Below are 18,494 nucleotides of genomic sequence, written 5' to 3'. Positions count from 1 at the left end.
TATAGATATTAGATATTTCACTAAAGGGTATTGGCGAATATGACTGATCGTATCCAAGCGGGCGGCCTTCAGGTTGCAAAAGAGCTTTATGATTTCGTAAACGAAAAAGCAATTCCAGGTACTGGCGTAGACCAGGAAAAATTCTGGGCTGAGTTCAGCGCAATTGCTAACGAATTAGCTCCAAAAAATAAAGCACTTCTTGCTAAGCGTGATGATCTCCAAGCGAAAATCGACGCATACCACACTGAGCGTAAAGGTCAGGCTCTTAACTTCGCTGAATACAAAGCGTTCCTTCAAGAGATCGGTTATCTTGTAGAAGAAGGTGCAGACTTCGAAGCGACGACTGCTAACGTTGAGCCGGAAATCGCTGAAATGGCAGGTCCTCAGCTGGTTGTACCTGTAATGAACGCACGTTTCGCATTGAACGCTTCTAATGCTCGTTGGGGTTCTCTATACGACGCACTTTACGGCACGACTGTTATTTCTGAAGAAGACGGTGCTGAAAAAGGCAAAGGCTACAACAAAGTACGTGGCGACAAAGTAATTGCATATGCTCGTGGTGTTCTTGATACTGCAGCGCCTTTGGCAAACGGTTCACATGTTGGAACAACTAAGTATGCTATCGAAGCAGGCAAATTGGTTGTTACTTTGGCTGATGGTTCTGCTTCCGGCCTTAAAGACGAATCGAAATTGGTTGGTTACACAGGCGACGTAGCGGCGCCAACGACAATTCTTCTGAAAAACAACGGTCTTCACCTTGAAATCGTAATCGATGCAACCAGCCCTGTGGGTTCTACAGACGCAGCTGGCATTAAAGACATCGTTATGGAATCTGCACTGACAACTATTATGGACTGTGAAGATTCTGTTGCTGCGGTAGACGCAGAAGATAAAGTGATCACCTACGGTAACTGGTTAGGCTTGATGAAAGGTGACCTTGCTCAAGACGTAAGCAAGGGCGGCAAGACCTTTACCCGTACAATGAACGCTGACCGTGAGTTCACTGGTCTTGACGGCAACACTTTCTCTTTGAAAGGCCGCTCAATGTTGTTCGTTCGTAACGTTGGTCATTTGATGACTAACCCTGCGATCCTTTTGGAAGATGGCTCAGAAATTCCTGAAGGCATTATGGATGGTGTGATCACTACGTTGATCGCAATTCATGACCTTAAAGGCAACAGCCCGTTCAAGAACTCAACTACAGGTTCTGTAAACATCGTTAAGCCTAAGATGCACGGCCCTGAAGAAGTTGCGTTCTCTAACGAATTGTTTGGCCGTGTTGAAGATGCACTGGGCCTACCTCGCTTCACTATGAAGATGGGTATCATGGACGAAGAGCGTCGTACTACGGTTAACCTGAAAGAATGTATCCGTGCTGCGAAAGACCGTGTTGTATTCATCAACACTGGTTTCCTAGACCGTACGGGTGACGAGATCCACACTTCTATGCTGGCTGGTCCTTTCGTACCTAAGACTGTGATGAAGCAGCAAACTTGGATCAACGCTTACGAAGATTGGAACGTAGACACAGGTCTTGAAACTGCACTTCAAGGTCGTGCTCAGATCGGTAAAGGCATGTGGCCTATCCCGGATGAAATGGGCATGATGATGGAGCAGAAGATCGGTCATCCTAAAGCAGGTGCAAACACGGCTTGGACTCCATCTCCAACGGCTGCAACACTTCACGCAATTCACTACCATCAGGTAGATGTTTTTGCAGTTCAAAACGAACTTAAAACTCGTGATCACGCAAACGTAGACGACATCCTTACTATTCCTCTAATGACAGAAGAAGAAGTTAAGGCGTTGACGCCAGAGCAGATTCAAAATGAACTGGACAATAACTGTCAGGGTATCCTGGGCTACGTTGTTCGTTGGGTTGATCAAGGCGTTGGTTGTTCTAAGGTACCGGATATCAACAACGTTGGCCTAATGGAAGACCGTGCAACACTGCGTATTTCTTCTCAGCACGTTGCTAACTGGTTGGAGCACGGTATCTGTACTCAAGAGCAAGTTGAAGAAAGCTTGAAGCGTATGGCTGCTATTGTAGATGGTCAGAATGCAAACGACCCATACTACACAAACATGGCACCAGACTTTAACGGCATCGCGTTCCAGGCAGCTTCTGACCTTATCTTCAAAGGTAAAGAGCAGCCAAGTGGTTATACCGAGCCATTGCTTCACGCTTACCGCTTGAAGTTCAAAGCTGCTAAGTAAGCAGAGAGATTAGGTGACGCACCTACAGGATTGATCGCGCCGCTCCTGCACATCCATGTGCTCGCGGCATACCGTTCATCCTGAACATAAGAGCCCTGGCTTCGGCTGGGGTTTTTTGTGTCTACTATAAATTCAATATGTGGCTTAAATCATCCAGAGGGCTTTGAACGGAATTGCCGCCTCGATTCAAAACGTGAGTATAAATTTGAGTGGTTTTTACATCTGAATGGCCCAGTTGTTCCTGAACCGTTCGGATGTCTGCTCCCCGCTCTAACAGGTGTGTAGCAAAACTGTGTCTGAGTGAATGACAAGATGCAGCTTTCTGAATACCTGCTTCATAAATGGCACGCTTTACAGCTTTTTGAACACTGGTTTCATCTATATGGTGCCTTCTCCTTATTTGTGTACGCCGATCCAGGCTTAAACGATTGGAAGGGAACAAGTATTGCCAGGCCAGAGACGTTGATGCATTAGGGTATTTGCGTTCAAGTGCGTGGGGTAGATAAACACCGGGGACATTATCCGCTCTATCTTGTAAATATAGCGTTTCTACTTTTTTCATTTGCATCGCGAGATGGTTCGCTGTGTTTTTGCTGAGTGTGACTACCCGATCTTTTCCTCCCTTGCCATCAATTACTCTGACACAGAGCTTATGTAAATCAATGTCTTTGTAACGGAGCCTGAGTGTCTCCATTAGCCGAAGCCCTGAACCATACATCAATGCTGCGGCTAGTTTAGGCTGGCCTTTTATATGTTGGAAGAACAGAACAATTTCTTCCTGAGTTAAAAATACCGGTAATTTTTTCTTAGGCTTTGCCCGAGTAAATTGGTTGTAAGCTTTCAACTCAATCTGAAGTACCTCTCTGTAGAGAAAGGTGAGGGCATTCAATGCGCTGTTTTGAGTACTTGGAGATACATGTCTCTGAATGGCCAGGTATGAAAGAAATGCTTCAATATGGCTTTCATTCATATGTTTTGGGTGTTGTTTGTTATGAAAGAGAATATACCTACGAATCCATTGGCAATAACTTTCTTCTGTTCTCTTGCTGTAATGACGCAGGCGGATAGCCACTCGAACCTGGTTCATAAACTCAGATGCCATAGTTAAATACCTTTTATGTATAAATTTACAGTTATGTTAGTCAGGCTTGTGGGAGTGTGAAATACGGATTTATTCTGTATTTATAGTGGGAATTAATTAGTCTTTACTGAAGATGATTGACTATCTGATTGACTATCTGATTGATTTCAGTTGAAATTGTTTGATTCAAAAATTAACCAACCTTCAGGGATGGTAGAGGTTGCGGATTAGTTCCGTGTTTAGATTACGGAATTTTTCCGTCGATTAACTGTTATAACTTTACAAGGAGGTGCACTCATGCTCACTAAGCATCACAAAGAACTTTACGATTCGTTCTATGAAGCTACTCATGCAAATGAGCATTTAGACACCAAAACAGAGGTGCTAGTTGGTTTAGCCGCTGCAATGGGAATGAACTGCGAACCATGTACTAAATACTATCTTCATCAAGCCAAAAAAGCAGGTGTGAAGAAGGGTGAAGTATCAGAAGTTATAGCAAAAGTAATGGCTGTTGCCGCAGGGCAAAAGAAACTACAAGCGCAACAAGTCATTGAAGAGCATAAAATTGATTTAAGCTCGTTCAAATGACCAATTATAACCAGTCAATCAATGATCGCCCTTCGGGCTGGACCTCCAACCGCTACGCGGCTTCCGGCCCATTATTGAGGCGTTATATGTATTTAGCGAACGATAGTCATGCATAAATTAAACAAGGAAGAGTTAATTGCGCTCGTGCAAAAAATAATGGATTGCACTGGCTCTGAAGAAGAACAAAATGAGGATTTGTATTTACTCCAAAATAATGTTCCTCACCCAGAAGTCACTGATTTAATTTTTTGGCATCGCCCCGAGTTAAGTGCTGAAGAAGTTGTTGAAAAGGCTTTATCTTATAAGCCAATTCAACTGTAGACTAAGGCGGTGGAAACAACATATAACCAGGCCAAGCAGCATCAACCCCTTCGGGGTTTGGACAGCTTTTCCGTGGCTTCGCCACTCCAAATCTGCCGCTGTTGGCAGCGTTAGCAGCAGTAAGTGGAATAGCGAGATCTTGCTTTTTATATAATAAAGGTATATTTTCTATGTATGAGCGATTTTGAGTATGACCCACAAAAAAGTAAATCAAACCTAGAAAAGCATGGCATTGACTTTGAGCAAGCTAAGTGTCTTTGGGATGATTCCAACTTGGTTGAGATTTCAGCTAAAACCACAGATGAACCAAGATCATTAGTTATAGGTCAAATTGGCAGTAAACACTGGTCAGCAGTAATAACTTATAGAAACTCAACTATTCGTATAATTTCCGTTAGAAGGTCTAGAAATACTGAGGTTTCGTTATATGAAAGCTAAAGATTTTGAAGAGAAATTTGATGCAAACGAAGAAGACTTAATTTCAAATTTAGATCTTTCTTCAGTAAAACGTGTAAACCAGCAACAAAAAAGGGTTAATGTAGATTTTCCCGTTTGGATGATTGAGTCATTAGATAAAGAAGCTTCTAGGCTTGGTGTGACGCGTCAATCAATAATTAAAGTGTGGCTCGCTGAGCGTCTTGAGCATCAAATACATCATTAAAAACTGCTAACTAATACAGATAGGTTGCGCGCAGCCGCAACTTAATCTGATTGTTGTACGAGCCCGCAGCCTATTTAAGTAATTATCGGTTTGAGATTTTCTTGATTCTGAGTGTCGGGCTGAAGGTTACTTTTTTCAGCCCGAACGAAGCCACAGTCCTTCGACTGGTCTTTTATTTCTTTTGTTTTTTATTCTGTTTTTTCCTCTGTTTTGGTGCGTTTATCCTGTGCGCTGGCTCCCTTTAGTTGATCGTTCGAAGCCTGGAAGTTTGTCTTACTTTGACGAACGGGATGACCCTCATCGGATGACCGCAGCACGGGCATAGCCGTTCGGTTTTCTTTCTTTGGGCGGTGGTTTGTTCTGGCAGTTTCACTCTTAAAATGAGTTGCAGTCGTTTAAGTGTTTTATGAGCATTACCATGCAAGAAGCCATAATCCCTCGTTCGGCGGAAGCCCTTGGGTAATACGTGTTGCAAGACCCGCCATAAGAACTGAACCGCAGGTTCAGTGATCGTCATCCATTGCTTTGTATTGCTCTCCTTATATCGGAAAGTGATTTGGCCGTTCTCATGCTTCAGGATGTTTTGTTCGTTGATCACGCCTCGATATAAGTATCTGGCCAGATAAGTCAGTGCTGCGTCGCCTTTGCCGACGTGCTGGCACTGAACGACCCACTGTTTCGGGGTTGTGTTTGGTACGCTAAAGCCATGTTGCTTCATGGTGTCGATGAACTTTGCCCGAAAGACTTTGGCCAGAGCTCTTCCGTTGAACAGGTACTTGCCATGTTTTTGTTGCCATCGATGTTTGTCTTTGCTGAGCCCGCCATTGGGCACGATGAAGTGAACGTGCGGGTGGAACTCTAACCTCCGCGAATGAGTGTGAAGAACGCCAGTGAGTCCCAGATCACCTTGCAGTTGTTTATCCCGATGGCCGAAGCTCATTAGGGTTTCAACGGCACATTTAAACAAGGCTTGATACGCCCAGCGTTGGTGGTGCCAGACAAAGCCCCGAAGCTGAGACGGTAAGGTGAAGGTCACCATGTAATACTCGACGGGCAGCAGTTTCTGACGTTGTCGATCCAGCCAGAGATTATTGGCCTGGTGCTGGCAGGAAGGGCAACTCCGGTGGCCGCAGGAGTGATAGGCATGTTGATCCTGGCGGCAATCTTTGCATTGGAACACCATCTCGCCACAGGCTGAAGAATGACAGTCTATAATGTTCTGTAATGCCCAATGATGGCGGTCTTCCATCGGGCATTGACTCCTTAGATCGGGTTGGTATTGGCGCAGTAACTGCGCCAGGCCAATCACTTTTCCTCCTGATCGTCATGCTTCCAGTGGATGTGAAAGCCATCGATGAGCGCATTGATCATCAACGCGCTGTTTTGTTGGGCTTCCTCCGTCATTTTGGTGTAACGCGCAGTGGTGATTGGGCTGGCGTGGCCGAGTAAGGTTTGGATCGAGCGTAGGTTGACGCCGTTCTCCAACAAGTGGGTTGCAAAGCTGTGCCGTAAGGTGTGAACGTGGACATTCTTTGAGATACCACATTCTTTGGCGATGAGTTTGATTGCTTTTTGAACGCCACCGCGATCCATGATCATGGCTTGGCCTTCACGAATGAAGGGCGGTTTCCCGCCGGGAAAGAGCAGTTCAGGATGACGGTGGGTTTTCCAATAAAGACGTAAGGCTTTGAGGGTAGCCAATGGCAAAGGCACAAAGCGGTCTTTATTGCCTTTGGTGAATCGGATATGAATGCGCATGAGATGGCTGTCGATGTCAGCCACTTTAAGGTTGAGGGTTTCCGCCAGACGTAAACCCATGCTGTACGACGTGAGATAAAAGACCTGATAACTCAGTTTGTGAGTTTGGTTGATGATCCGACAAACTTCGTCTTGAGAGAGCACATCCTGCAGTGGTTGGACTTTCGGTGGTTTGACGATGTTGATCCATTGCCAGGGGCGACCCAGCACATGTTTGTAGAAAAACTGGATGGCATTGCGGGCGACTTTCACCATGCTCCAGGAACGGCGATCAACCAGATCCAGAAAGTAGGTTTTGAGTTGATCGGCGGTCAGCTGATCCGGACAGCAATCAAAGTAATCGCCAACCTGACGTAAACAGCGGGAATACATGTTGATGGTTTTAGGGCTTTTCCCTTGCAGGGTAAGTTCGTTAAGATAGCGTTGATACAGAGAATTGAAACGGATTTGGTCTTGTATGTTCATGTTTGAGCTCCTCACACCACCTTCGGGATTGAAGGGTCTAAGAAGTACAGTTGATCAGGTCTTCTGCCGCGAAGCGGCTTCGTTCAACAAGTCAAAGCACACGGACGCAGAAAAGCTGCGCCGGTGTTTGAGGCGTTATGCGCCAATATCAATGCAGTAAGACTAATTATTCGACATAATGAATAAAGGAATATTTATGAAAGATATAAACCCTCCACCAAAACCATCAACAACTGCTGGAAAAGGAAAACTTATCCAAGATGTGAAAGCTGGAAAATCGCTCGATTTTGATAAAGCAGGTATGATGGGTTTTTTAAAAAGTTTAAACCCGTTACAGTTTGCATCTGAAGCAATCGCTCAAATAACACACTATAAAATACAAATTAAAAACCTTGAAACAGAGCAGGTTCGAATTCAAGAAGAGGCAAAAATTCGCCACAAACAGATTGACTCAGCTCTTAAAGCAGGGCTGCAACTGCTTGAAGAAAGAAGAAGAGCCTTAGAGATGGCTTTAGAAGTTGTGGCTAAAGACCTAGAAAATACCCATCTAGAAAAGCAAAATATTTTAGAATGTATAAGTAACCTCGTGAAAAACATTTCTGACACTAATTTATCAATAGAAGAAAAACAAATGTCAAATACACTTCTTCCTGAGCTTACAGGGCTTTTAAAAACACTTGGTGAGCAAAGTACTGTAAAACTAGATTTGATAGCCCAGAATACTCAAAAAGCACTAGAAGCAATGCCAAATAGTGATCGTATACTGACATTTAGTGAGGATTAATAAATGCTTCCAGTATTAGCAGGCGTTGCACTGGTTGGCGCAGGTATTTGGATTTACAATGAGCTTCAAGAACAGTCTGCTGCTGAACGGGAAAGGTGGAGGTCAAAACGAGAAGAAGTTGAAAGGAGTATAGAATGGCATGAGGAGCAGATCGAAAATCACCTTCATGAAGCTCGTCTATCATATGATTTTAAAGTCCTTATTGATATGCACTATTCCTGTGTCAAAGTAGCTGACCAAGCTTACTCATTATTAAAAGATGCTAGAAAGTCTTTAGATAAAATTGGTGAAGCCATTGTAAAAACAAAAGAGCAAAGAGAAATTCTGTTTAAAAGAAAAAAAGAAGCTACTAGCCCATCAGACAAAAAGGAAATTCAAGAAGAAATAACTAGCATCCAGCAGCTTCGATCTTCACTTTTCGATGACAAAGACGAGATAAAAAAACAAAGGGACACGTTTCAAGCTAGGGTCAAAGATCTCAATAGCAAAACTCATACATTAAAAATTAGTATCAAAGAGAGAACCGGCACTAGAGGGATTGAGTGGTATGAAAGGCTTGAAGCAAGAAAGGCTAGTCGGCGCGCATAACTAATACAGATAGGTTGCGCGCAGCCGCAACTTAATCTGATTGTTGTACGAGCCCGCAGCCTATTTAAGTAATTATCGGTTTGAGATTTTCTTGATTCTGAGTGTCGGGCTGAAGGTCACTTTTTTCAGCCCGAACGAAGCCACAGTCCTTCGACTGGTCTTTTATTTCTTTTGTTTTTTATTCTGTTTTTTCCTCTGTTTTGGTGTGTTTATCCTGTGCGCTGGCTCCCTTTAGTTGATCGTTCGAAGCCTGGAAGTTTGTCTTACTTTGACGAACGGGATGACCCTCATCGGATGACCGCAGCACGGGCATAGCCGTTCGATTTTCTTTCTTTGGGCGGTGGTTTGTTCTGGCAGTTTCACTCTTAAAATGAGTTGCAGCCGTTTAAGTGTTTTATGAGCATTACCATGCAAGAAGCCATAATCCCTCGTTCGGCGGAAGCCCTTGGGTAAAACGTGTTGCAAGACCCGCCATAAGAACTGAACCGCAGGTTCAGTGATCGTCATCCATTGCTTTGTATTGCTCTCCTTATATCGGAAAGTGATTTGGCCGTTCTCATGCTTCAGGATGTTTTGTTCGTTGATCACGCCTCGATATAAGTATCTGGCCAGATAAGTGAGTGCCGCTTCGCCTTTTCCTACGTGCTGGCACTGAACGATCCATGTTCTGGGCGTATGTTTTGGGACATTGAAGCCATAAAGTTTCATGGTCTCAAGGAATTTTGCTCGAAAGACCTTAGCCAGTGCTTTGCCATTGAACAGGTACTTCCCGTGTTTCTGTTGCCATCGGTGTTTGTCTCGACTGAGCCCGCCATTGGGGACAATGAAGTGAACGTGCGGATGGAACTCTAAACGTCTTGAATGAGTATGAAGAACGCCAGTGAGCCCCAGATTTCCTTGCAGTTGTTTATCTCGGTGGCCGAAGCTCATCAGAGTGTCAACGGCACATTCAAACAGGGCTTGATACGCCCAGCGTTGGTGGTGCCAGACGAAGCCCCGAAGCTGAGACGGTAAGGTGAAGGTCACCATGTAATACTCGACGGGCAACAGTTTCTGGCGTTGTCGATCCAACCAGAGATTATTGGCTTGGTGCTGACAGGAGGGGCAACTCCGATGACCGCAAGAGTGGTATGCGTGTTGATCCTGATGACAGTCCCGACAGCGGAACAATATCTCTCCGCAGGCTGAGGAATGACAGTCTATAATGTTCTGTAGAGCCCAATGATGGCGGTCTTCCATCGGACATTGACTCCTCAAGTCAGGTTGGTATTGGCGCAGTAACTGCGCCAGGCCAATCACTTCTCCTCCTGATCGTCATTTTTCCAGTGGATGTTAAAACCATCGATGAGTGCATTGATCATCAACGCACTGTTTTGTTGGGCTTCCTCCGTCATTTTGGTGTAACGCGCAGTGGTGATCGGGCTGGCGTGGCCAAGCAAGGTTTGGATCGAGCGCAGGTTGACCCCATTCTCCAACAAGTGGGTCGCAAAGCTGTGGCGTAAGGTATGTACGTGAACGTTCTTTGAGATACCGCATTCTTTGGCGATGAGTTTAATGGCTTTTTGAACGCCGCCGCGATCCATGCACATGGTTTTGCCTTCGCGAACGAAGGGCGGTTTTCCGCCGGGAAAGAGCAGTTCAGGATGACGGTGGGTTTTCCAATAAAGACGTAAGGCTTTGAGGGTAGCCAATGGCAAAGGCACAAAGCGGTCTTTATTGCCTTTGGTGAATCGGATATGGACGCGCATGAGGTGGCTGTCGATGTCCGCAACTTTAAGGTTGAGTGTTTCCGCCAGACGTAAACCCATACTGTACGAAGTGAGATAAAAAACCTGATAACTCAGTTTGTGGGTTTGATTGATGATCCGACAGACCTCATCTTGAGAGAGCACATCTTGTAGGGGTTGGACTTTCGGTGGTTTGACGATGTTGATCCATTGCCAGGGGCGACCCAGTACATGTTTGTAGAAAAACTGGATGGCATTACGGGCGACTTTCACCATGCTCCAGGAACGGCGCTCGACCAGATCCAGAAAATAGGTTTTAAGCTGTTCTGCGGTAAGCAGATCAGGACAACAATCAAAGTAATCCCCAACCTGACGTAAACAGCGGGAATACATGTTGATGGTTTTAGGGCTTTTCCCTTGCAGGGTAAGTTCGTTAAGATAGCGTTGATATAGAGAATCGAAACGGATTTGGTCTTGTATGTTCATGTTTGAACTCCTCACACCACCTTCGGGATTGAAGGGTCTAAGAAGTACAGTTGATCAGGTCTTCTGCCGCGAAGCGGCTTCGTTCAACAAGCGTGTCAAAAACGACGGCTAACACTCCGGTTGCTTTGTGTTCGCTGCGCTCACTTTAACACAAAGCAACCTACGTATTATCCGCGTTTTGCGCGGGCGTTAGCATTAAAATATACATGTTCCATATGTTGTACAAGAGTGATGTTTAAGTTATAGTTGTCCAATTAGTTGTACATATTAGAGGAAGGTATGAGAATTGTGTCTTTTACAGAAGCTAGAAATGGGTTAAAAGCAGTTCTTGATTCTGTTGTTAACGATGCAGATACTACGGTAATAACACGTCGTGATTCTGAAGATGCGGTAGTTATGTCATTAGATTATTACAATTGCCTAATGGAAACGGTTCACTTGTTAAAATCTCCTGCTAACGCGGAGCATTTACGAAAATCAATTGAGCAATATAAAAATGGCAAAACTAAAGAAAGAGATTTAATTGATGAGTAGCAGGTTACTCTGTTGGACTGACGAAGCATGGAATGATTATTTGTTTTGGCAAGGGCAAGATAAAAAGACTTTAAAGCGTATTAATAAACTAATCACTGATACAAAACGATCACCGTTTGAAGGTATTGGTAAACCAGAGCCTCTTAAAGAGAATTTATCTGGTTTTTGGTCCCGACGAATTGATGAGACTAATAGGTTGGTATACGCAGTTGAAGATAAAGCCTTAACCATAATATCTTGTAGGTATCATTATTAGAAACATCAACAAAATTAAACTGCTAACATCTATATGACCGGGGGGGTTGTCAAGGGGCAGAAACCTGAAGGCCCCTCCAAGGTCAGAGCTCGATTCTCAATAATCTGATCCTGCTCTCTTTGTACTGGTCTAATGGAACCGGACACATTAATGAGAGGCAATAATTGTCAATCAATAAGGTGTCAGTTTGAGTACAAAGCGAACGTATAAACAATACACAAAAGAATTTAAAGAAGTTTTTATGCTCGGCACTCGCTGAGGCTTTGTTGTGTCTGTGATCTGCGTTTTTAAGGGACTTTCTGGTTATTGGTAGTTTGTATTAAGATTTGTTGCAAAGGCTTGGAAGTTGTGAGGTGATAGACTGGGTGTTTTCTTAAAGTGGCTGTCTGCTGCTCGTTCTTTGTTCCAAAAAGCCTGCCAATTTACTACGGCCGCAACTAAAGGCGTTACAAGTTCTATATACTCTGAATTATTCATGTGTACTATAATGTAATACAAATAGCTACATCTGGGAGAATAGCAAATGGGTGTTACAAGCGTACGTTTAAATTCTGAAGTGGAAGGACCACTTGAAAATCTTGCTAATAAATTAGATAGATCAAAAAACTATCTTATTAATCAAGCAATTAAAGAGTTTGTTCAGCGGCAATCAATGAAAGATGCGCGGTGGGAAGATACTTTGGAAGCGCTAAGTTCAATCAAGGCCGGCAAAACCGTTGATGGAAATGAAGTTACTGCTTGGCTTGAAAGCTGGGGAACTGAAGAAGAGCTATCGCCACCAAAAGTATGAACATTCAATATTCACCAGAGGCAATCGACGATTTAGTTCGGCTAAGAGAGCTTATCGAGGTAAAAAATCCATATGCTGCAAAACGAGTTGCGGCAAAGATTCTTACTGGTATTGAGAAATTAAAGTCGTTCCCTGAAATTGGTTTATTAGTTCATCTGGCACCAGATCCAAAGAAAATTAGAGATTTGTTCGTTTCCAATTACACCGTTCGGCATTTAATTGGCAAAGACACTATTTACATTCTACGAGTTTGGCATGGTAAAGAAATCGAAAAAGGCTTGTAACTAAGACAGATAGGTTGCGCGCAGCCGCAACTTAATCTGAGTGTGTATGAGCCCGCAGTCTTCGATCCGAACGAAGTCACAGTCCTTCGACTGATTGTTTATTCATTTGTTTTTTAATTCTGTGTTTTTCCTCATTTTACGTGTATTTTTCCTGCGCTTTGAGTCCCTCTAGTTGATCGTAGTCCATTGTTTCGGGGGTTGTGTTTGGTACGCTAAAGCCATGTTGAAAAACATCGGTGCCAATCCAGCGCTTTACAAGGCATTACCAAATAGATAGTTTAAGAATTTAGTGTTGCCGAGTTTAATTGACTTGGCAAAGAGAGGGAATAATAAATTTGAACTACCGTGGTACGAGATCCGTATGCTCGGTGGTGTCGGAGGAAGGAGGTCGTGAGTTCTCCTCCTATCCCGATTATGTGTTTCGAGGTGTGTCATGAGTGAGCCTAAACTGACTAAGAATCAGGCATTTCTGGCAATGTACTCGTTTCTGGACGAATACTATCAATTAACGAAGTCAGATGATGTCGGAGGGCTTCTTGGTAGTATGTCAATTCTCTCCGATGGGCATGTAGCTGACCCAGCAATCCAAGAAGATTGGGATGAGGCTATTGAAAAGGTAATAAGTGGTAAGGTTAATGCCGAGCTACAAATTGAAATCACATAACAAAAACCAGCAATCAGACTCTGCAGCTGTGGTTGGCGTTGTAAACCAATTAGGTGATGCGTATCGACATCCGTAAATATTTAAATGGAGATCCAGACGATTTAATTGAAGTCTACTTTCATGAGGTTTCGAAATCCTCTTGGAAATCTCTATTTGACTGGATGAAGGGGCGAGTGACTTTACTTGACTGCCAGTATGGACGAATCCCAATAAGTGACTTCAGCTTAAATAGGTTTTTATCTGAAGAGTTAAGCTACAGTGCGCACATTGAATGCTCCAATGGTTTTGAGCTTGTATTGTCAATCATTGAGAATAATGAGCTGACTATTGATATAGAATTTTCGAGTATCGATTCTGAAGATGACTTTTCTATATTCATAGCCTGTATTAACGAGATCGCAAGTGTATTAAATTCGAAAAATTATATAATTTGTCCTGAATTTCAGAAAAATAATGCATTCTATATAAATGGTGAATTTTTATGAATTCTGCGCTTGTAACAATCGCAGACTTCCGGACAAAATGACGCGTCATCCGCTTGACAAAAGGCCGCCACACTATTTTTCTACAGCTGCGGACGTTAGCTGAGAATGGAAAATCGTATTTATGGATAAGTGGATTCTAATCTTTATAAGCCAACTAATGGTTGTCAGAGTAGTTTCTGCCAATGAAGAGAACCAACTTGATTTTTATTGCAATAAATATGCGACTGATATTACAAACTCATATCAGGTAATGAAAAGTGTTAACAATATCCAAGTCAAAATCCGAAAAGTATTAATAAGAGATGTTCTTTCTCATATGGAGTATGACTCTTATTACGAAAAATCTCGATTTAAAGATTTGAAAATCAACGCTTGCAGGAATTATTTGCCGCTAAGAACTTCGATATCTGATGAACTAAAAAATAAAAAGGCTCTAACGATTGATTTTATATCGAATTATACGGTTTCAACACAAGATGTAGTAAATCCTGACACTTTCATTGCATTTGATCAGGAGGCCAGATTAGTCTCCAATGAAGTTAAAAGTCTCGCGAAGAACTTATTATTACAATATATTGCTGTACTCTCGAATACATCCTTATTTGACATAGTTAACGGTAAGTCCCATACCTACAAAACACAAAAAGTATATGGTTTTTATACCAATGACTATGAAACTTGGTATAGAGACAGCAACATACAAATGTAAGTCTGCTAATCTGGTAGCGGATGGCGGTGTTCCCCAACATATCTGTCGCGTTCAATTATTCTGTTTTTTGTAATTTCTCTTCTTGTTCCAGGTTCAGGTATACAGCTTATGATGATGCTTAGCTTCTGCGGCAGCATAAACGACTTTGTAAGATTTTATGAGTTCTGAGCGACATACTTTGAGGAGCCTTGCTGCTACCGCCGATGACTTTGTTGATTGTCCTTATGTACGCCTGAATCTAGTTCCTGCTGATTTCCATCGTTAAGTAAATACATCCGAGATGTAATGACGTGTAATTGAACATACTTCCTGCTCGGTTCAGTATGAAAACTTACTCTTTAACAGATGGGCCTAACGGCCTGTTCGCCAAAAATGGCCAAAACCATTGTTAATGGCGAAGAATGATGCCTGTTAAACAGCGGCTCAGTGTTAGTTATTTACCAATGGAAGCTTACTGATCGTTAAGTAACGGGAATAACCTTACTCCAGAGAGAAGTGGAGTGTATGACATGTCACTTGATTAGCCGGTGAAATATTACATGCATGGATTGAGATAATGCCTTTCATTTTGTGCGAATGCAGTGATGGCTGTTTTGTGAGTCGACTAAGCGAGTGGTTATGCTTAACCGTAGAGTATAAATAACGATCAATCTAACTAGACTGGTAAGTACCGTTTAGATTCGATGCTGTTTATCTTTATCGATGATTACAGTTTAAGTCACCAACCGGTTGCATGGAGCGTATGCGAAAAGTACTTTTTATTTCTGGTTTACCTTGTTCGGGTTTTACTCTGTTGGCAGGAGTATTACTCCAGAATTCTCGCTTTTACGTTGCGATGTCGAGTTTGGCTGCTTCTTTGATGGGCAGCTTCTACACCTCCTATCGTCAAAATTCTTTTAAGTTCAATCGCATATGTAACCTCAAATCTGTCAAGTCATGCATTGCTGATGTGAACGCATAATAAGCACTTTCATGCTGACTGATGAAATGCGTTTTTAATTACTTAAATCGGTTACCTCGAAGTTAGTTGTCTCGAACGGAATTGTATTAAACAAGCAGTAAAGCAACAAAAATATAAACTAAGGCCGGGTTATGAATAAGCATGTTTTAAATGGCATCACATCTGCCATGATGTCTTTAGGTGTATGCGGGGCGCCAGTGCAGGCTTACAGCAGTGCTCAAACGATGTATGGCGCTGTGCAAGCTTACTCTAGACAGCACCGGGGTATATCAACTCCGGCTTCTTTAAACACGCAGCACTTGGACCTGACCGACAGAAATTTTTTTACTGAGCGTGGATTTCAAGATAAGACTGGTTCTGTACCGAACAAAGTTGGGATGCAGCCATTAACAACTTCTTCTTTGGTCCAGAAAGTTAATCCCGTTTCTGACTTGTATATAGAGAATTTTACTGAGAAAAATATTGAGACGTCTACTGCGGACTTTACTGATCATTCATCTTCGGTTGAATTGGTTATAGATGCTCGTCACATTGTCTCTGAGCTGATAATTATTGATCAGGCGGTACCTGATAAACATGCTTTTTATCAAAGCATTAAGCCAGGTGTTGAAGTGAAAGAAATAGCATCGGGTCAGGACGGACTGATTCAGCTAACTGATATTTTACATCGCTATAAAAACCTGGATGCCCTGCATATTGTTTCTCATGCAGAAGATGGCGTGATTTATCTCGGTAATACTGAAGTAACCGAGCAGCTACTTATCAAGGAAGTTAATACGCTGTCTGTATTGAATAATTCAATGAAAGACAATGCAGATTTACTGCTCTATGGCTGTGAGTTGGCTAAGACTGAAAAGGGTGAGGCGTTATTGGCTTTAATTGCTAACAACGCCAATGTTGATATCGCGGCTTCTGATGACTATACCGGTGCCAGTGCACTGGAAGGCGACTGGGATTTAGAAATAAAAAAGGGCGATATTAACAGTCACAATGTGTTCAGTGAACAGGCACTCAAAGATTTTAATAATATTCTGTCCTTCACCACTACCCACGCTGGCCATAAATTTTGTGATACTGGTTCTTGTAACACCCCCGTCAGTTATGGCGATTTGACACTCAATGCGCCGTATCAGGTATCGGATTATTCAACTACCTCCCTATATATTACGGGGGATAATGCCGAGGCAACTTTTACTTTTACCATTACTGATACTGGAGCCCTGTACAGCTTTCAGCTGGATGCGCTGTCGTTAGTTACTTATAGCGGGGCGAATGCCTGCGATATTACGGTTGAAGGTTTTTACGCTTCTAATAATGCTTCTACGGGCACCAATACCATTAGTAAAACCGATGCCAATAACGGCGCCATGACGATCACAAATGTTACAGGTAAGGCGTTAAACAAATTTACTGTTAAGGTTTGTTCTGGCGGGGCAGACAGTGGACAGGGCAACCATGGAATATCCAGTTTCACATTGTCTAATCATGTAGCGCCAGCAGCGAATCCAACCATCACGAACGTGACCTATGACTCCAGCACCGGCAACCTGGTGGTGACCGGCACCAACTTCGAAGCCAAATCCGGTGCTGCGAACGATATCACAGTTAATAAATTGACCCTCACCGGCGAAGGCGGTGGTGGCTCGGCGTATACGCTGACTTCGGGAACCAACGTTGAAAGAGACTCCGCCACCCAGTTTACTGTGCCGATCAGTGGCACGGATAAACTGCGGGTGGATGCTCTGTTCAATAAAAACAGCACGTCAGCAGACGATGGCACCACCTATAACCTGGCCGCAGCGGATGATTTTGTGGCCAACGTCACCGCAGGTAATACGGCCATTGCCACCAATGGTGTGACCGTCAGTAACTATGCCAATCCGGCCATCACGTCCTCCACTTACGATGCCAGTACCGGGGCACTAGTTGTCACTGGTACAGGGTTTTCCAGCATCAGCGGTGCCAGTAACGATGTGGTTGCAAATACCTTCACATTTACCGGAGACAGTGGGGGTACCTATACCCTGACTGATACCAGTAATGTGGATGTGACTTCTGCGACGGCCTTTACCCTCACCCTCAGCGCCACAGATAAGCACAACGTGAACGGTATTCTGAATAAGGATTTAACCAGTGCTGAAAGTGGACAGGCTTATAATCTGGCCGCTGCGGATAACTGGATGGCGGGTGGCGCAAGCAATCAAAACATTGCTGATGCCGCCGCGACCATCAATGTCAGCAATGTGACAGCGCCTGCCGTCACGTCTGCCGCCTACAATCAAGGCACGGGCGTGTTGACGGTCACCGGCACCAACTTTGTGAATGCGGTGGGAGCCACCAATGACGTCGACGTGACGAAGTTGACGCTGACCGGGGAAGGCGGGAACACTTATACCTTAACCAGCAGTAATGTGGAGATTTCCAGTGCCACCTCGTTTGCCGTCACACTGAATGCCGCCGATAAATTGGTGGTGAACGGCTTGCTCAATAAAAACGGAACCCAGGCCGACGATGGTGCTACGAATTACAATTTAAACTTGGCCGATGACTACATGCCAGCGGTGGCGACCTCGACCAACATCGCAGATGCCACCAACACGGTCACGGTCAGCAATGTGCAAGTTCCGACGATCACCAGTGCCACCTATGACGCGAACAGTAAAGCCTTGGTGGTGACCGGCACCGGCTTCGCTCGTAAATTCGGGGCCACCAACGACATTGATCCCACCAAGCTGAGCCTGACCGGGGAGGGAAGTAATAGTTATACGTTAACGGGCAGCTCGGTCGAGATCAGTTCAGAAACCGAATTTACGATCACGCTGAGCGATACCGATAAAATCAATGTGAACGGCTTATTGAACAAAGACGGTACTGCGGCGGATGACAGCGTCACTTATAACCTGGCTGGCGCCGAAGATTGGCAGCAAGGCGCCGCGATCAATGCCACCATTGCCGATACCACCGGCAATGGCGTCACGGTGTCCAGTTCCGCAGACCCAACCATCACCTCGGCAACGTACGACTTTGCCACGGGCATATTGGTGGTCACCGGGACCCGGTTGGTTAAACACCCCGGGGCGACCAATGATGTGGACTTAACCAAATTGACCATTTCAGGGGAAGCCAGTGGCACCC

At 44.0% G+C, this 18,494-nt stretch carries 19 protein-coding genes; 14 read left to right on the top strand and 5 right to left on the bottom strand.

Annotated elements, in window-relative coordinates; all coding sequences use genetic code 11:
* Positions 1-39: 39 nt before the first annotated feature.
* Complete coding sequence (locus ABD744_RS16530; protein ID WP_344799657.1) at positions 40-2,217, top strand: malate synthase G; 2,178 nt, start codon at positions 40-42, stop codon at positions 2,215-2,217.
* A 124-nt stretch (positions 2,218-2,341) separates the two neighbouring features.
* On the opposite strand, the gene ABD744_RS16525 is transcribed toward ABD744_RS16530, so the two are convergent.
* Positions 2,342-3,319 (bottom strand): integron integrase, encoded by a 978-nt coding sequence (locus ABD744_RS16525; protein WP_344799656.1) that lies wholly within the window; start codon positions 3,317-3,319, stop codon positions 2,342-2,344.
* Between the two features lie 276 nt (positions 3,320-3,595).
* Between ABD744_RS16525 and ABD744_RS16520 the strand changes: the two genes are divergently transcribed.
* The 4 genes from ABD744_RS16520 (at position 3,596) to brnA (ending at position 4,868) form a co-directional block, all read left to right on the top strand.
* Positions 3,596-3,886, top strand: coding sequence for a carboxymuconolactone decarboxylase family protein (locus tag ABD744_RS16520; RefSeq protein WP_250658079.1), 291 nt, complete (start codon positions 3,596-3,598; stop codon positions 3,884-3,886).
* A 108-nt stretch (positions 3,887-3,994) separates the two neighbouring features.
* Positions 3,995-4,207 carry a hypothetical protein gene (locus ABD744_RS16515; protein ID WP_344799655.1) on the top strand — a complete coding sequence of 71 codons (213 nt, stop codon included), beginning with the start codon at positions 3,995-3,997 and terminating at the stop codon, positions 4,205-4,207.
* A gap of 174 nt (positions 4,208-4,381) precedes the next feature.
* Positions 4,382-4,645, top strand: coding sequence for a BrnT family toxin (locus ABD744_RS16510; RefSeq protein WP_251812019.1), 264 nt, complete (start codon positions 4,382-4,384; stop codon positions 4,643-4,645).
* On the top strand, positions 4,635-4,868 hold the full coding sequence (gene brnA, locus ABD744_RS16505; protein ID WP_251812020.1) for a type II toxin-antitoxin system BrnA family antitoxin: 234 nt from the start codon (positions 4,635-4,637) through the stop codon (positions 4,866-4,868). Before ABD744_RS16510 ends, brnA begins: the two co-directional genes overlap by 11 nt.
* A 241-nt stretch (positions 4,869-5,109) precedes the next feature.
* On the opposite strand, the gene ABD744_RS16500 is transcribed toward brnA, so the two are convergent.
* A complete protein-coding gene (locus ABD744_RS16500; protein WP_344799654.1) occupies positions 5,110-6,177 on the bottom strand; it encodes an IS91 family transposase in 1,068 nt (355 codons plus the stop codon).
* Entirely contained in the window at positions 6,174-7,091 is a 918-nt protein-coding gene (locus ABD744_RS16495) for a tyrosine-type recombinase/integrase (RefSeq protein ID WP_344799653.1), read from the bottom strand. The genes ABD744_RS16500 and ABD744_RS16495 overlap by 4 nt, the downstream gene beginning before the upstream one ends.
* 196 nt (positions 7,092-7,287) lie before the next feature.
* Between ABD744_RS16495 and ABD744_RS16490 the strand changes: the two genes are divergently transcribed.
* Positions 7,288-7,875, top strand: a complete 588-nt coding sequence (locus ABD744_RS16490; protein ID WP_344799652.1) for a hypothetical protein — start codon at positions 7,288-7,290, stop codon at positions 7,873-7,875.
* 3 nt (positions 7,876-7,878) lie between these two features.
* A complete protein-coding gene (locus tag ABD744_RS16485) occupies positions 7,879-8,463 on the top strand; it encodes a hypothetical protein (protein WP_344799651.1) in 585 nt (194 codons plus the stop codon).
* A 231-nt stretch (positions 8,464-8,694) separates the two neighbouring features.
* Here ABD744_RS16485 and ABD744_RS16480 read toward each other — a convergent pair whose 3' ends face one another.
* Positions 8,695-9,762 (bottom strand): IS91 family transposase, encoded by a 1,068-nt coding sequence (locus ABD744_RS16480; protein WP_344799650.1) that lies wholly within the window; start codon positions 9,760-9,762, stop codon positions 8,695-8,697.
* Positions 9,759-10,676 carry a tyrosine-type recombinase/integrase gene (locus ABD744_RS16475; RefSeq protein ID WP_344799649.1) on the bottom strand — a complete coding sequence of 306 codons (918 nt, stop codon included), beginning with the start codon at positions 10,674-10,676 and terminating at the stop codon, positions 9,759-9,761. The genes ABD744_RS16480 and ABD744_RS16475 overlap by 4 nt, the downstream gene beginning before the upstream one ends.
* Positions 10,677-10,955: 279 nt before the next feature.
* Here ABD744_RS16475 and ABD744_RS16470 point away from each other — a divergent pair, with 279 nt between their 5' ends.
* The 7 genes from ABD744_RS16470 to ABD744_RS16440 form a co-directional block, all read left to right on the top strand.
* Positions 10,956-11,210 carry a type II toxin-antitoxin system Phd/YefM family antitoxin gene (locus tag ABD744_RS16470; RefSeq protein ID WP_344799648.1) on the top strand — a complete coding sequence of 85 codons (255 nt, stop codon included), beginning with the start codon at positions 10,956-10,958 and terminating at the stop codon, positions 11,208-11,210.
* Positions 11,203-11,466 (top strand): Txe/YoeB family addiction module toxin, encoded by a 264-nt coding sequence (locus ABD744_RS16465; protein WP_344799647.1) that lies wholly within the window; start codon positions 11,203-11,205, stop codon positions 11,464-11,466. The genes ABD744_RS16470 and ABD744_RS16465 overlap by 8 nt, the downstream gene beginning before the upstream one ends.
* 523 nt (positions 11,467-11,989) lie before the next feature.
* Positions 11,990-12,256 carry a CopG family ribbon-helix-helix protein gene (locus ABD744_RS16460; protein ID WP_344799646.1) on the top strand — a complete coding sequence of 89 codons (267 nt, stop codon included), beginning with the start codon at positions 11,990-11,992 and terminating at the stop codon, positions 12,254-12,256.
* Positions 12,253-12,540 (top strand): type II toxin-antitoxin system RelE/ParE family toxin, encoded by a 288-nt coding sequence (locus ABD744_RS16455; RefSeq protein WP_344799645.1) that lies wholly within the window; start codon positions 12,253-12,255, stop codon positions 12,538-12,540. The genes ABD744_RS16460 and ABD744_RS16455 overlap by 4 nt, the downstream gene beginning before the upstream one ends.
* Positions 12,541-12,973: 433 nt before the next feature.
* Positions 12,974-13,204 (top strand): hypothetical protein, encoded by a 231-nt coding sequence (locus ABD744_RS16450; RefSeq protein ID WP_344799644.1) that lies wholly within the window; start codon positions 12,974-12,976, stop codon positions 13,202-13,204.
* Between the two features lie 606 nt (positions 13,205-13,810).
* Positions 13,811-14,398, top strand: coding sequence for a hypothetical protein (locus ABD744_RS16445; protein ID WP_344799643.1), 588 nt, complete (start codon positions 13,811-13,813; stop codon positions 14,396-14,398).
* A 1,092-nt stretch (positions 14,399-15,490) separates the two neighbouring features.
* Positions 15,491-18,494: DUF4347 domain-containing protein (locus ABD744_RS16440; protein WP_344799642.1), on the top strand; the 3,004-nt coding region annotated here is incomplete at its 3' end.

Origin of the sequence: Litoribacillus peritrichatus (genome assembly GCF_039537985.1) — a bacterium.
GTDB classification, from domain to species: domain Bacteria; phylum Pseudomonadota; class Gammaproteobacteria; order Pseudomonadales; family Litoribrevibacteraceae; genus Litoribacillus; species Litoribacillus peritrichatus.
The sequence above is the reverse complement of the archived record's forward strand: the minus strand, read 5'-3'. Positions and strand labels throughout refer to the sequence as shown.